We start from the raw sequence: 13,119 nt of genomic DNA, 5'->3' as shown, positions 1-13,119 counted from the left end.
CATCAGGAGTTGATTGCGCGTCCAAAGACCTTCTTGGCATCCGTAGCCACCACCTGCACGGCAAGGTCGTGCGGCTCGAGGACCCCAAGCGGGAGGAGGTCCTCCATGAGCGTGACGCCGCGGCAAAGTCCAACGGAATGTCCCGGGAAGCCCGAGAGGAACGTGTCGTAAAAGCCGCCGCCATAGCCGACGCGATAGCCATTCCCGTCAAAGGCGAGCCCCGGAACGAGGGCGAGGGCCGTGGGGTCTTGGGACGGGTCGAGCTCGCGAGTGGGGTCTATGGGAGGCTCGTCGACTCCCATCGAGCTTGTCTCCAGGCCGTCGAAGGACGTGACCGCAAACCAGCGCATGTCCCGGGTATTTGGGACTACTCGGGGAAGGGCCACCGCCTTGCCGTCCTGCCATGCTTGCTCTATGAGGCGACGGGTGTCGACCTCGGCTCCAAAGGAGAGGTACGAGAAGATCGTCTTGGCACTTCTCCATTCGGGCTGGGCAAGCACGACGTCGGCGATCTTCGTGTCGGCCTTCTCGCGGCTCTCGGGGGCAAGCGAGGAGCGCAGCCTGCGCAGCAGCTTTCTGAGCTGGCGCTTGGAGAGGGCAACCTGAGCGGATTGGCCCTCGGGCGCTTGTAGCCGCTCGCAAGCAGCGTCCGCCAAGCGCTCGTCGGAGGGCCAGAGGCGGCAGAGCTCCGGCCGTATCGCCTGGCGGACCAGCGCTTCTCTGTCAGGAGCAGCAAGCCCCGAAGAGAGCGGGAGCCCTAGCGCGACAGCACGCCCCATCTGGGCAAAGTCCTCGTACGGCAGCGTGGCGCCCTCCATCTGGCCAGACAGGTATTGCAACAGGCCAACGTAGTCCATTGCGCTCGTTGGGAGGTCGCCCTCATCGATCCCGAGCCCGTCTTGCGAGGCGAGGAAGCTGCGCATAGGGCCGTCAAGCGAAAGGAAGTCCCGCGGGCGAGCAAGGTAGAGCGTTGCCGTCAGATAGGCAAGAGCCTGGCCAGACTTCCCCACCGCCGAAGCAGGGGCAAGCGCCTTTTCGAGGGCGTCCGCAAATGCACGGCGCGCGACGCCGCCAAAGGGGCTGCTCTTGAGCGCTCCGGCGTCAGCGGCATCAAGACCCTGCGCAAAGAGCTCCCAGAGGGCATCTTGCTCAAGAAGCGGAGCTGCCGACAGAGCCTCCTTCGTCACGGCAAACATGCCAAGGCAGTTGGCGTTGAGGTCCTGCAAGCCGAGCGACTCGCCTGCCGACGCGACGGCTCGCGAAGAATCCTCCTGACCATTTGCCGAAAAATCGGCAAGGCTGGCGAAGTACGAAAACGGATCGAGCGCGCCGCCAGAGATGGCGGCAAGCTCCTGTGGCTTCTCTCTAAACGAAGCCACCCGCGCCGAGATAATTGGCATCACATCTTCCCACGGCCTTTTTAGCGCGCCCATGCTCCCCAGCCTCTCTGGATCCTCGATCCCAATAGAAGACGCCTTCCAACTCTTATAGCATGCAGCGAACACGCCCTGCCGGCATCGCCTCATCGGCGGTCACGCTATGCCCGCCAACGAAAGTGGGGCCCTTCTCGCACCGCAGCAATGCTCCCAACTGCCTCATTGGGCAGTGGCTTGGTTTGGCAGAGAAGCAAAGCTCTTCTTTTTCAACGTTCGAACTTTCCCCAAGGACAATAGTACAAGGGCCACATCAAACTACGAGCAGCCGAGACGCGGCTCTAGGCCGCGTCTCGGCGGAGAGGAGTGCCGACTGATTACGCTGCTACCTGTCCATGTCGAGAAGGACCTTGATGTTCTTGTACGACTTCACGGCCGCATGCTCCATGGCCTTCGGGAACTCGTCAAGCGAATACTTGGCCGTGATGATGTCCTTGATGGGAGTCCGCTCGTTTGTGATGTGGTCGATTACCTCATGGATAACCGGAAGCGTGTAGCCAGCGGATCCGCATACCTTGGCCTGCGACATGAAGATAGACCCCGGCACCGGAACCGGGTCTGAATAGACCGAGACGATGGAGTAGCGCGTGTTGTTGACGCAAAGCTTGAACGCCATCTGCAGGAGCTCCTGTGCTCCGGCGCAGTCGACGTAAAGCTGGACGTTCGGTCGCTTGGCGCCAACGTTCGCGATTCCTGAGTCCATGATTTTCTGGAGCGCGGCGCCGAGCTCAGGATAGATATGCTCCATGTGTGTCTCGGTGTCAACGAACTCGCCAAAGATGTCGCAGAGCCGGTCGGCGACGTTCTCCTCGCGGGAGTTTACGGTCTGTGCGCCAATCTTGCGCGCGATCTCGAGCTTCCACTCGTTTCTGTCGACCACGACGACATTCTTGATGCCATGGTTAACAAGACCTGCCGCAGCGCAGAGCCCGATGGTGCCGGCTCCAAGCACAACCACGTTCTCGTCTGGCTTGGGGTCAAGGGCAAGCGCGCCCTGCGTTCCCACCGCGAGCGGCTCGATGAGCGCGGCAGCGTCCAGGTCGATGTTCTTGTCGAGCAGAAACAGGTTGTAGTCCTGGCGCGCGTCCTCGACGAGAACGTACTCGGCGAAGGTACCGCAGACGTCCGCGGCTAGCTTGCCGACGCGGCGCGCCTTGCTTGGATCCACCCACACGATGTCGCCAACGTGGAAGTCCGAGGAGGCGCTGGGTCCCATCTTGGCCACCTCGCCCACCATCTCATGACCCTCGACCATCCCTGAGAACACGCCGTAGCGCAAACCTCCATGGAGCCACGACCCCGTGTCAGAGCCGCAGATGCCAGCTCGGCGCACCTTGACGAGAACGTCCTTGTCGCCAACCTCGGGTACCGCACGATCCTCGACGGCGACGTTGCTCACGCCGTAGTAGATTCCGGCTTTCATCCCAACACCTCTTCATTCCCTCCATTGACCGGCGTGGCAAGGTGCCGCACCAGCTCGCTTGCCAACTATTAGCTCACGACCATGCCGCCGCCGTTGCAGATGTTCTGCCCGGTGATGTATGACGCAGCGTCCGTGCAGAGATAGGCGACGGTGTTGGCGACCTCCTCGGAGATGGACACGCGCTGGACGAGCGTGTCGCGCGTTGAGACAACGATGGACTCGCGAATAGGGTCAAGCCAAGGCTCGGGGTTGTTGAAGTATGCCTGCAGCTTCGGGTTCATCATGACGCCCGGCAGCACGCTGTTGACGAGGATGCCATGGAGCCCAAGCTCGTAGGCAAGCTGGCGCGTAAGGCCGTTGACGCCGGACTTCGACGCGGCATAGACTGAAAGACCAGTGTTGTGCGCACGCACGGAAGACTCGCTCGAGATGTTCACGATGCGGCCAGACTCCTGCGCGATCATGTATGGAGCTACAGCGCGGCAGCAGAACACGACGGAGGTGTAAGGACCGTCGATGGACTCGCGGATCTGCTCCTCGGTCATCTCGGCAAAGTTGCCGCTGACCGTGTGGTTGGCATTGTTCACCAGTATGTCGATGCCGCCCATGGCCTCGTTTGCCTCGGCGAACACGCGCATGACGTCGTCCCACTTCGTGAGGTCGCCAATAGCATAGTGAGTCTTGACGCCCCACTTCTTCGCGACCTCCTCGCTCGCGGCGATCACGTTGTCATGGATGCCAACCAGCGTTACCTCTGCCCCAAGACCGGCGAGACGGTGCGCAATGGCGCGACCAAGGCCAACGCCGCCGGCGCCCGTAACGATGGCGCGCTTGCCGGTGAGGTCCATGAGGTCGGTGACGCGCTTGTCGACGATGTCCGTAGGGACTCGGCTCCAGCCGAGGTCATCAAGGGTGTAGTTGCCGCCAGAATACTCTGCCATGCTATTTCCTCCGATGTCGTAGCCTGCATCAAGGCTGGTCTTCGAACTGAGAGAGGCCTCTGTCGGAGCGCCTCTCGTGCGCAACAAGAAGGTCGGGGGCGACACGAGGTCCTCCCCCGACCCTTGCTTGCGCGACCAGCCAGCTAGTGGACGTCCTTCTCCACCATGTCCTTGAACTTCTCGTACTCGGCCTCGTCCATCTCAAAGCCGTGATGCGGCTGCGGATAGACGCCCGTGGTGACCTCCTCCTTGAACTTGGAGTAGGCTCCGACGCAGACCTCGGGCAGGTTCGCATACTGGACGGCATGGACCGTGGCGGCAGGCACGATGCCCAGAAGGTCCCAAACGACCATCTCGGAGCCGTCGCAGGGAGCGCCTGCGGCGATGCCGACGACGGGGATGCTCAGGTGCTGGGAGATGACCTCGGCGACCTGGCGCGGCACGAGCTCGATGGTCATGCCCTTCATGCCGCACTCCTGGTACTCGTAGGCGCGGCGCCAGACCTTGAAGGCCTCGTCAGCGGTCTTGGCGATGCGCTTGTAGCCGCCGATGTTGGTGGTCTGCCAGCCAGAGAGGGCGCCCACATGACCGAAGACGGGCACGTTGTTGTCAGAGAGATACTGAAGCTTGTCGTTAGTGATGCCCATGATCAGGACGGAGTCGACCTCGTCGGCCATGAGCGCGGAGGCCTCCTCGAGCGCGGAGCGGTTGTCGGGCACGACGAAGGTCTCGAGCACGGCGTTGATGTGGATGTTCGGCGCCAGCTTGCGGACCTGGCGGCAGTGGGAGGCAAGGCCTGCGCTCCTGGGACGGGCGGACTCGCCGGGGGCAACGATGCGGGCCATGTCGCAGCCAGCCGCGTCGGCCCAGGCGGTGAACAGCGGGTCAAGGTTGCCCGGCCCAACCATCGTGATCTTCTCGCCCTTGTTCTTCATCTGCTGGAGATGCCAGACCGTCTTGCGGCCCTTGTGCATCAGCGATGTCTGGACCTTGGGCTCGTCTTCCTGATTTGCCATGACTGTTTCCTTTCCTATGGTTTAGCGCGCTTCGCGCGCTTCCTGCCTTGGGATGCTCGAAGCTTGTTGTGGGCTACTGCTCGGACGGACCGGGGATGCAGCCGGGGACGGTGTAGCTGAGCGGCATCATCTGAGCGTTCAGCAGCGCGCCGCCGTTGACGTCGACCGTGGCGCCGTCCATGAAGTCGGAGATGGGAGTGCAGAGCGCGTAGATCGCGAGCGCTACCTGGTCGGGGTTGTATGCGACCGGGACGGGCGTTGCCTTCTGGCGCTCCTGCTTGAACTCGGCGTACTTGGGACCGTACTTGCCGCCGTTCTCGCGACCCTCGAAGATGGCGCCGCGGGAGACCATACCGCCGGGCGCGACGCAGTTCACGTGGATGCCATACTGCTTGAGCTCGCCCGCGGCGCCGGTGGTAAGTGCGACGACGCCGGCCTTTGCGGCCTGGTAGTAGGTGTTCATGCCAACGCCGCGCATGCCCTCGCCGAGGTGAGCCGCGCTCGAGACAAAGACGATGCGACCATGGTGCTTGTTGGCAACCATCCAGCGGGCAACGGCCTGACCCATGAAGAAGGTGCCCTTGAGGTCGACGTCCAGCACGCGGTCGTAAGTCTTCTCGTCAACGTCCAGGTATGCGCACTCGTCCCAGACGCCGCCAGCGGTGACCAGGATGTCGACGGCACCGTAGGTCTTGACCGCAAAGTCGACGCATGCGTAGCAGTCTGCCACCTTAGCCACGTCAGTCTTGCAGAAGCTCGTCTCATAGCCCAGGGCGGTGAAGTCGTCGACCGCCTTCTGGCCGCGTTGCTCGTTGCGCGAGGCGATGAGGACCTTGGCTCCTGCCTCAGCCAACCGGTTCACGACGTTGTAGCCAAGACCCGTGGCGCCACCCGTCACAATGGCAACCTTGTCCTTGAGCGACCCGATGAGGACATCGGAAAGAGGCTGGCACTGTGCCAACGTCATCTTTGCGAAGTCATCGGGATTTGGCATCTGACGGACTTGCTCATTCTCTCCCATCGCTACCTCCATTGCTCTCGCTTTGACCTTCCGTTGGCTTGAAATTTAGCGATTGAACTGGGAAAACAAGCTACCAAAGCTTGGGTAGGTCGCCATTCACGGCGCTCCGCAAGCAATTCGCAGAGCGCAGAGGAGGCAGGCGGCGGCATTTGATGCGGAAGCGGCGTGTCCTCCGATAACGGGGGGCGCGGGTATTGCTCGAAAGCCGATCAAGACCATGGAAGCTGCGCTGAACTCCCCCTAGTGCAGACTTTGCGGCTCGTTCTGCGCTGAACTCGCGCTATTGCAGGCCCCTCTTCTGAGGGCATCTTGCAGCCATCGATAAATATGCGACGAAGATTGCGTTTGCACAGTTGGTTGCAAACAAATATTCATTTCGACTTTGATGCTGAGGCCAGGGACGATTGGAGGGCCTGCACTAATCGAGGTTCGGTGCAGAGGGCATCGAAAAAATCGCAATAGCGGCAGTTCGGCGCAACTAAGAGGCAAATGCCGAACAAAATGGCGCCCCCGGCAATAGCCGGGGGCGCCATCAGCGCGAAGCGCTGCGATTCTAGACAAGGGTAGCTGTCATCTATCCTTTTGAGCCATAAACGACCTAGCATTGGGTATGCAACGAGTGGTTGCCTGAGTCCGTTGGAGGAGGATCTATGGCATCGAAGAACGAAAGCGAGAAAGCGCTTATGGGATGGCTCTGGTTTGCTGCGGCAACAGTAGTCATCGGCGCAATCATGCTCTACCCCATCGGAACGCCTGTTGCCAACGTGGCATTTCTTTTGGTAAAGGCTGGCATGCTCGCAGGCATCGTCTGGCTCATGCGATCCAAGTCCAAGGCCGCCTGGAACCTGTGGGCAACATTCTCGGCGCTTGCCGTCGTCATGACCCTCATCAAGTGGCAGCTCGCAGGCTCGTTCTCGTGGACCTTCGCACTCGCCATGGCAACAGACGTAATCGTCCCCGCAATCGGCCGCCATCTCTTGAATAAGGCTGCTGCTTAGCTACCTAGGCTTGCTGAGTAAGGAAAGCGGGGCCGCAAAGACGTGTCTTTGCGGCCCCGCTACGCATCTTGGCTTAGGAGGCTCTCAAATCGCTGACCCTAGAAGCGCTTGGGGATGCGCTCGTTCACATCGAACGTTGCATTGTGGTTGGGGCCATCGTTATACGGCGTATGCGCAACAGTGCAGCGAACCTTCATCTGGCGAGTGCCAGGAGTGCCCCAGACTAGATAGAGCTCGCATCCCTCGACAGCAAACTCGGGCTTCACGAACGCCAGCGAGATCATGCGATTGTAGTTGTAGGAGTGGATACGACCGGCCGTGATGCCCACCTTGGATCCGTCGGGGGTAAAGACCTCATCAGCGCGGAAGGTGGTCTGCCCGAAGAAGGAGTTCTGGGGCAGCGGCATGTCGCACTGCATGGAGATGTCGTCCACCTTGTCGCCGCCGTCGTTCATAGCAGCGAAGACCTTGCCCACGTCCTCGGCATTCCACTCGAGCGTGGCAAGCGTGCGAGGCGGGTTGTCCTTCACGGCCTCGAGCGCGGCGCGCCCCGGGAAGTCATGGTTGTACTTGATGAGGAAGCCCCAGCCCACATCGTACGGGGTAACGAAGCGCTCCTCAAGGTCAGTCGAGCTGCCGGCGAGCTTGCGGTTGAAATTGGTTCCTGCCATGGCGGGATGCTCGCGCAAGTACTGGGCAAGACCAGGGTCGCTCTCAAAGAGCGGCATCGGATAGTGCTGCAGAATGTTGGGGTAGCCGCCCTCGGTGTGGTTGAACTCGTTGTAGGCGTGCATGCCAAGCTTGCGGGCGCCGAACTTCTTGCCGCTCTCCCACACCTTCTGGTACATGTAGGCGTAATCCTGGATGGGACCATGGAACTCGTAGCCAAGGTCTCCGGACATGCCAAGGCGCAGCACCGTCACCTGTCGGCCATCAACCTCTATGTCGCGGTGATGCGCAAAGGTCAGGTCATGCAGGTCCTGCTGGAAGGCGTCCTCCAGAATTTCAAGGCTCTTGATGCCATCGACCTGGATGAAGTACTCCTTGCCCGTCATGTCCTCGCCGCGGACGTCCATGTCGGAGGTCTCTACGAGATACTGAATGGGCGGGTTCAGCCAGTAGGTACGGTAGCGGTCCTCGGACTTGCGCATCACGACACCGTCAGAGAGGATCTGACCCTTGTCGTTAGTGATGATCATGTGGCGAATGCCCTTGTACTTCAGCTTGGAGAAGTCGTTCACCGAGATGGATTGCAGAAACTTGCAGGCATCCGGCCCAATCACGTCGTAGATGGGGCTAATCATGAGGGTCGTGCCAATCCAGGCGCTGGCCCTGTAGCCGCCAATCTCGTAGTCGACGCCGCCGTACTCGTAGGGCAGGTTCATGCCAGGAGCCATCTGGAACATGAGCGTTGCCGAATCCAGCGCCGGATTCATCTGCGCGCTGGCGCTGGTTAGCGTGTCGTTCTCGATGCCGTTGGTAGCAAAGATGTCAGACTCAGCCATGCGTTCCTCCTTTGTAGAAGCCCTTCCAACTCGTTGCACCCAACCTTAGAATGCGCAGGTCAGCGGGTCATCAGTGGAAGTGTGCAAAGCATCGACCGCAAATTGTGCACCCCAGCCAATGGATCCCGAGCGGCATCGCACGACTACTTGCCCTTGCCCAACGCACTGGCATCGACCTTGTCATTTCTGAACTCGTTGTTGTAGGGATAGCGCGCGACGGTTGCGCGAATCCTCATCTGCCGCTCTCCGGGCATGCCCCAGAGAATCTCGACAGGCGTCCCCTCTACGGCAAGCGCGCTCTTGATGGGGCAAAGCGAGATCATCTTGTGGTAATAGGGGCTCATCATCCTGCCAGAAGTCACGCCGACCTGCTCGCCATTGGCATAGACAAAGTCACTGTGATAGATGGGATGACCAAACGAGAAGTCGTCAGGCTCTGAGATGTCGAGGCACGGGTCGTCGCTGAATTGCGTGCGGATGACGTCGAGCACGTCTTCCTCGTTCCACTCGAGCGTGACCATGGTGCGGGGCGGATTTTGCGCCAGCTTCTCGAGCGCGTCGCGACCGACGAAGTCGTGGTCAAAGCGCACGGTCTTGCCCCAAGCGTTGTCATAGGGCGTACGGAAGAGAAGCTCAGGATGCTCGGCGGCGCTTCCCTCGAAGCGCATGTTGCCGTAGCCCCATTCGCCGCTTCCGTCACCCATGCGGCCGCTCTGCAGCATCTTGAACATCGGGAAGTCCTGGATGGGCGCATATTGATGGCAGGTGCTCAGCCAATCGAGGAAGAGCTGCGGGAATCCGCCCTCCCAGTGTGTCATGTCGTAGGCGGGAGTGCCCAGCCGGCGAAGTCCATAGGGCTTTCCCGCTTCGAGAATTGCCTGATAGATGGCCACGCCATCGGAGTAGTCGCCGTGCACCTCATAGGCAAGCGACCCGGCCATGCCCACTCGCAGAATCGTGACGGGCTTGTCTGCGATCACAGACTTGCGATGGTGAAAGAACTTGATGTCCGTAAGGTCCTCGCCCGTTGCCGCCTGCACGACCGCAAGCGAGTTGGGACCAGCCAGCTGAAACACGAAGTCGTTACCGTTCTCAATCTTCACGTTGTAGTTTCCCTGAGCAGCGTAGAACTCCATGTATGGCGAGAGGCAGAAGCCCTCGTAGTCATTCTCACCTAGGCGAAGAAGGACTCCATCATCAAGAATGTAACCGTTCTCGTCACAGAAGATGGCATGCTTACCGCCTCCGATGGGGAACTTCTCAAAGCTGTTCACCAGCGCATGCTTAAAGAGCGCCGTGCAGTCGGGGCCGGAGATCTTGATGTGCGCGGCAGGATTCAGGTTTGCGTGGAGGTAGCAGTTCTCGTGCCAGGATTTTGCCTCGTCGCGCCAGCCGGTGTACTCGAAGGGCTGGACTCCCGCCCAGAGCGGACCTGCGGTATAGGCGCAGTAGAGCTTGTTCGTTGACTCGGAGTCCACATACGGGACGATTGGCGAATAATGGAACTGAGGCACCGGCATTCCGGTTGGCTGGTCGGACATGGCTTCCCCCTTCAAACGAATGGACATTCGGGGCGCACGCCGACCATGCAACGGGCCGCCCCGCTCGTTGTGAAGGAGTGTATTGTGCCTTCAATATGACAACAATCGCGACTCGAACCAAACTATCAGCTGAATCTTGTACTCTCGATATAAGTAACTGTCATCAATCGCTTTGATCGTCCTGCGCCAATGTCTCCGCAAGCAGAGCGACCCCATCTCTATCGAGCCTTCCGTGGGCAAGCAAAACGATCACTGACAGACAAGGTGCTAGAAGCGCTGCCTCGTGCACGTCTCGAGCATCAATGTTGAAAGCATCCCTGATTCTGTCGATGCGATAGACGAGCGTGTTTCTGTGAACGCCAAGGTTGGCGCACGCATGCGAGAAGCTCCCTCCAGAATTGAGGAACTCGTTGAGCGAGCGAAGGTAGTCGGTTTGGTGCGCAGCGTCATAGGACGCAAGCGAGACGAGCCGAGGGTCAATGACGGCCCGCGGGTCGCGATGCTTCGTCACGACCTCGGCAAAGTCAAGGCTGATTACCTCGCCATACCGGTACAGGCAAGACCCTGCCAGCGCTTTGCGTCCAATGCTCAAGGCGCGCCCCGCTTGGAAGTTTGCAAGGCCGAAGTCCGAGGTCTTCTCATAGGGGTACCCAACTCCTGCGCAAAGCCCGTTGGACGAGAGGAGCTCAGAGAGCCGCTGGAAAGAATGGCTTCCAGGAAGAAGAAAGTCGTCCTCGTTGCTGCCCGCAAAGGCCACGAGGTGATTTCTCGTGAGAAACGTTCCGCAGTTCCCCAGCGCGTGCGCAACTTCGTCACGAATGAGCCGAGAGGGCAGCGCAATCGAAGTCTCGTCAACCGACCCAATCTTCACGACAAAGTAGTGGCGTGCGCTGCGAATCAGAAGGGCCCTCGCAAGCGAGTCCCCCGCCTCCCGAGCGCTGCGCCCTTGCTTGCTTGCGGTCCTATAAAGAAGCCGGATCTCGTGCTCAGATGAGTCCACGTCCTCATGATTGCTGACCGAGGGCATGAGCAGGGCTATCGCTCGAGCGACGAGCGAGACGATTGCGACGTCTTCATCGTCCACGGGCTTGTGGCATTCAAAGACCGACATGTAGCCGACGCGGCTGCCGACAGGGCCGATTCCTGCCTCGACGATTGCGCCGTCGGGACATGACTCCCGGTCGACGATTGGCTTGGGGCTAGCCATCGCACGCAGGATGGCCTTGCGGTTTGCCTCGTAATTCTCGTAGTCGCAATAGCCAATCTCGATGACCCGACGCCAATAGTCGTGCGTCTCGCCATGGTCTGGCGAGTGGGCAACGAGCGTAAGCGAGAGATCGCCCACCATGACGGGGTTGCCCAAAAGCTCGGCCGCGGAATCAACGAGTCGCCGCAGGCTTCCCGACAAGAGCGCGTCGAGAATCGCTTCGCGGGCGTCCGCGACTCTGTCGTTTCTCGGCTGGGTTATTGGTTTTCCGCCAGGATGTCTCTCGCCCATGGTCAACCGCCATCCGCTCGATTCCGATTTTTTCCGATGGTCCCAATTGGCAGACCTGATGGTCCCAATTGACAGGCCGTTCCTCGCCGTGGCGAGCCAGCAAGCGTCTTCCCGTGAGCCGCCTGCCCCCTTCCGGCTGCAAGGCAGCTTACGCCTCGAGCACGTTGAGGACTATGAGCAGCTCAAGCCTTGTGCGCGGGTCATCCAAATTGAGATCGCTGATCTCTCGGATGCGCTTGAGCTGGTAAAGAAGGGTGTTTCGATGAAGGTGCAGCACGCGAGACGTCTCAGCGCCGTTCATGTCGAGCTCGAGGTAGGTGCGCAGGAGCTGCACGTAGCCCGTGTGATGCTTCATGTCGTGTTGAGCCAGGCGCAGCAAGCCTGGCGGACAGATGGTCTCGGGGTCCATGGACGTCCTCACCGCATCGAGCATCGCCGCGAGGTTGAAGTACTCGTAGCAGAGCACGCCACCAGGCTTTGCGCCCTCGCCCCCTAGCGAAAGGGCGCTTCTCGCCTGAGCGCTGAAGCTCGAGAGCAGCCGGATGTTGGAGAACGCAACGCTCATGCCGGCTATTGCGCCAAACGTCGCAAGCGACGATGAAAGCCCCTCGCAGAGCTCCTCTCTGGTTTTGCGCACCTGGGTGAGGTTGATGACGTAGGCAATCGAGTCGTCGAGGACATAGAGGCAGGACGTCGGAATCTGGTGCAAGAATTGATTGGCTAGCGTCCGAAGCACCTCAGGATTCACGTCTTTTCTGACCGGGCGCACCATAAGGCAAACGAGATGGTCTTCGGCCTTCCATCCCAGATTCTTAAGCGACCACGTCACGTCGTTCTCGTCAGCAGGCTCGCCGTTGAGCAGATGGTCAAGCATGCGCTCCATGCGGAAGTCCCGGCTCATGGCTCCACTCTCGGCATCGGAGATGCTCTCGAGCAGATAGTGGCCGAGCACCTGGATTGCGCCCCAGTCCCCGTCGCTGATTGGTCTGAGCACGCCATCAACGCTCACTTTTGCCAGGTACTCTCCATGCTTGCCGAGGTTGCAATAAAGCGTCTGATACCCAAAGAAGCCGTCCGGGTCGCTGTAGAGGCCCGGTCCCAGCCCCTCGCCGGTACCCGTAAAGACTTGCTGCTCCAACAGGATTGAGGCCTCGTCAGAGGATAAGTACTCTCCCTCAGACGTCGGGTACTTTTCAAAGTAGGCACGATAGGCCTCCCCCGAGTCCTCGGTTACCGGAGGCCGAAAGTCAAAAGTGCAGCGAAGCCCCGATCCCATCATCGCGATGGGGTTCCCAAAGATCCCAAACGAGGCCTCTCCCAGCTCACGCGGAGGCCTCTTTTCGTTGACGAGTCGCTGAAGCTCGTCCTGCCAAAAGAAGAGCTCGTCGCAAGCGTCGACAACTTGTGAGAAGAGCCCAAGTAGCCCGTCCTCGATTTGCTTCTCGCTCGCCCACAAGGCGTTAAACGGAAAGGCGCGATAGCGCTCGGAAGGCTCGCCGAGGCAAACCAGCGAAGGATGACCTTCTGTAGACGGATTCTCAGGAAGGCTTGCCGCGTCAGCCACCCAGACGGCATCGCTCGTCAATGTTTCGCCTTCGCGATACAGCCTAGGCACAGCAGATATCAGGCTCTCCCGCGAATCGATGAAGCTATGCGAGAGCTCGAGGCCCCGCTCCTTCAAGCGATCCAGAAGCATGTACATGTTGAGCCGCATATTCCTCCCCTCCGTCGCAAAGCGGTCTT

10 protein-coding genes are annotated in these 13,119 nt (G+C 60.1%); 1 reads left to right on the top strand and 9 read right to left on the bottom strand.

All coding sequences use genetic code 11. The annotated features are described in order from the left end of the window. Nucleotides 1–2: 2 nt before the first annotated feature. From ACOYJL_RS00760 to ACOYJL_RS00740, 5 genes are all read right to left on the bottom strand, one after another. On the bottom strand, nt 3–1,400 hold the full coding sequence (locus tag ACOYJL_RS00760) for a 5-formyltetrahydrofolate cyclo-ligase (RefSeq protein WP_433568285.1): 1,398 nt from the start codon (nt 1,398–1,400) through the stop codon (nt 3–5). A 358-nt stretch (nt 1,401–1,758) separates the two neighbouring features. Then, on the bottom strand, nt 1,759–2,856 hold the full coding sequence (locus ACOYJL_RS00755; RefSeq protein WP_433568284.1) for a zinc-dependent alcohol dehydrogenase: 1,098 nt from the start codon (nt 2,854–2,856) through the stop codon (nt 1,759–1,761). 68 nt (nt 2,857–2,924) lie between these two features. Continuing rightward, nucleotides 2,925–3,797, bottom strand: a complete 873-nt coding sequence (locus tag ACOYJL_RS00750; RefSeq protein ID WP_433568283.1) for an SDR family NAD(P)-dependent oxidoreductase — start codon at nt 3,795–3,797, stop codon at nt 2,925–2,927. A gap of 143 nt (nt 3,798–3,940) precedes the next feature. Continuing rightward, nucleotides 3,941–4,813: a 3-methyl-2-oxobutanoate hydroxymethyltransferase gene (locus ACOYJL_RS00745; protein ID WP_433568282.1), complete on the bottom strand. Its 873-nt coding sequence runs from the start codon at nt 4,811–4,813 to the stop codon at nt 3,941–3,943. A 73-nt stretch (nt 4,814–4,886) separates the two neighbouring features. After that, a complete protein-coding gene (locus tag ACOYJL_RS00740; RefSeq protein WP_433568281.1) occupies nt 4,887–5,834 on the bottom strand; it encodes an SDR family NAD(P)-dependent oxidoreductase in 948 nt (315 codons plus the stop codon). A gap of 650 nt (nt 5,835–6,484) precedes the next feature. Here ACOYJL_RS00740 and ACOYJL_RS00735 point away from each other — a divergent pair. Next, nucleotides 6,485–6,832, top strand: a complete 348-nt coding sequence (locus ACOYJL_RS00735; RefSeq protein WP_433568280.1) for a hypothetical protein — start codon at nt 6,485–6,487, stop codon at nt 6,830–6,832. A gap of 98 nt (nt 6,833–6,930) precedes the next feature. Here ACOYJL_RS00735 and ACOYJL_RS00730 read toward each other — a convergent pair whose 3' ends face one another. From ACOYJL_RS00730 to ACOYJL_RS00715, 4 genes are all read right to left on the bottom strand, one after another. Further along, the gene (locus ACOYJL_RS00730) at nt 6,931–8,337 is read right to left on the bottom strand and encodes a hypothetical protein (protein ID WP_433568279.1); all 1,407 of its coding nucleotides are present in this window, start codon (nt 8,335–8,337) and stop codon (nt 6,931–6,933) included. Nucleotides 8,338–8,480: 143 nt separating this feature from the next. Continuing rightward, a complete protein-coding gene (locus ACOYJL_RS00725) occupies nt 8,481–9,878 on the bottom strand; it encodes a hypothetical protein (protein ID WP_433568278.1) in 1,398 nt (465 codons plus the stop codon). A 163-nt stretch (nt 9,879–10,041) separates the two neighbouring features. Beyond that, complete coding sequence (locus ACOYJL_RS00720; protein WP_433568277.1) at nt 10,042–11,376, bottom strand: PucR family transcriptional regulator; 1,335 nt, start codon at nt 11,374–11,376, stop codon at nt 10,042–10,044. 148 nt (nt 11,377–11,524) lie between these two features. Continuing rightward, the gene (locus ACOYJL_RS00715) at nt 11,525–13,090 is read right to left on the bottom strand and encodes a PucR family transcriptional regulator (RefSeq protein WP_433568276.1); all 1,566 of its coding nucleotides are present in this window, start codon (nt 13,088–13,090) and stop codon (nt 11,525–11,527) included. Between the last annotated feature and the right edge of the window lie 29 nt (nt 13,091–13,119).

This window comes from Tractidigestivibacter sp., assembly GCF_050946515.1.
Classification (GTDB): Bacteria; Actinomycetota; Coriobacteriia; order Coriobacteriales; family Atopobiaceae; genus Tractidigestivibacter.
Note: the sequence above shows the minus strand (reverse complement) of the source record. Positions and strands in the feature narration are given on the sequence as shown.

What these genes read in the sequence shown, in the direction of transcription:
- ACOYJL_RS00755 (WP_433568284.1), bottom strand. Translation starts at nt 2,856, where the DNA reads ATGAAAGCCGGAATCTACTACGGCGTGAGCAACGTCGCCGTCGAGGAT.
- ACOYJL_RS00730 (WP_433568279.1), bottom strand. Translation starts at nt 8,337, where the DNA reads ATGGCTGAGTCTGACATCTTTGCTACCAACGGCATCGAGAACGACACG.
- ACOYJL_RS00740 (WP_433568281.1), bottom strand. Translation starts at nt 5,834, where the DNA reads ATGGGAGAGAATGAGCAAGTCCGTCAGATGCCAAATCCCGATGACTTC.
- ACOYJL_RS00725 (WP_433568278.1), bottom strand. Translation starts at nt 9,878, where the DNA reads ATGTCCGACCAGCCAACCGGAATGCCGGTGCCTCAGTTCCATTATTCG.
- ACOYJL_RS00750 (WP_433568283.1), bottom strand. Translation starts at nt 3,797, where the DNA reads ATGGCAGAGTATTCTGGCGGCAACTACACCCTTGATGACCTCGGCTGG.
- ACOYJL_RS00720 (WP_433568277.1), bottom strand. Translation starts at nt 11,376, where the DNA reads ATGGGCGAGAGACATCCTGGCGGAAAACCAATAACCCAGCCGAGAAAC.
- ACOYJL_RS00760 (WP_433568285.1), bottom strand. Translation starts at nt 1,400, where the DNA reads ATGCCAATTATCTCGGCGCGGGTGGCTTCGTTTAGAGAGAAGCCACAG.
- ACOYJL_RS00735 (WP_433568280.1), top strand. Translation starts at nt 6,485, where the DNA reads ATGGCATCGAAGAACGAAAGCGAGAAAGCGCTTATGGGATGGCTCTGG.
- ACOYJL_RS00745 (WP_433568282.1), bottom strand. Translation starts at nt 4,813, where the DNA reads ATGGCAAATCAGGAAGACGAGCCCAAGGTCCAGACATCGCTGATGCAC.
- ACOYJL_RS00715 (WP_433568276.1), bottom strand. Translation starts at nt 13,090, where the DNA reads ATGCGGCTCAACATGTACATGCTTCTGGATCGCTTGAAGGAGCGGGGC.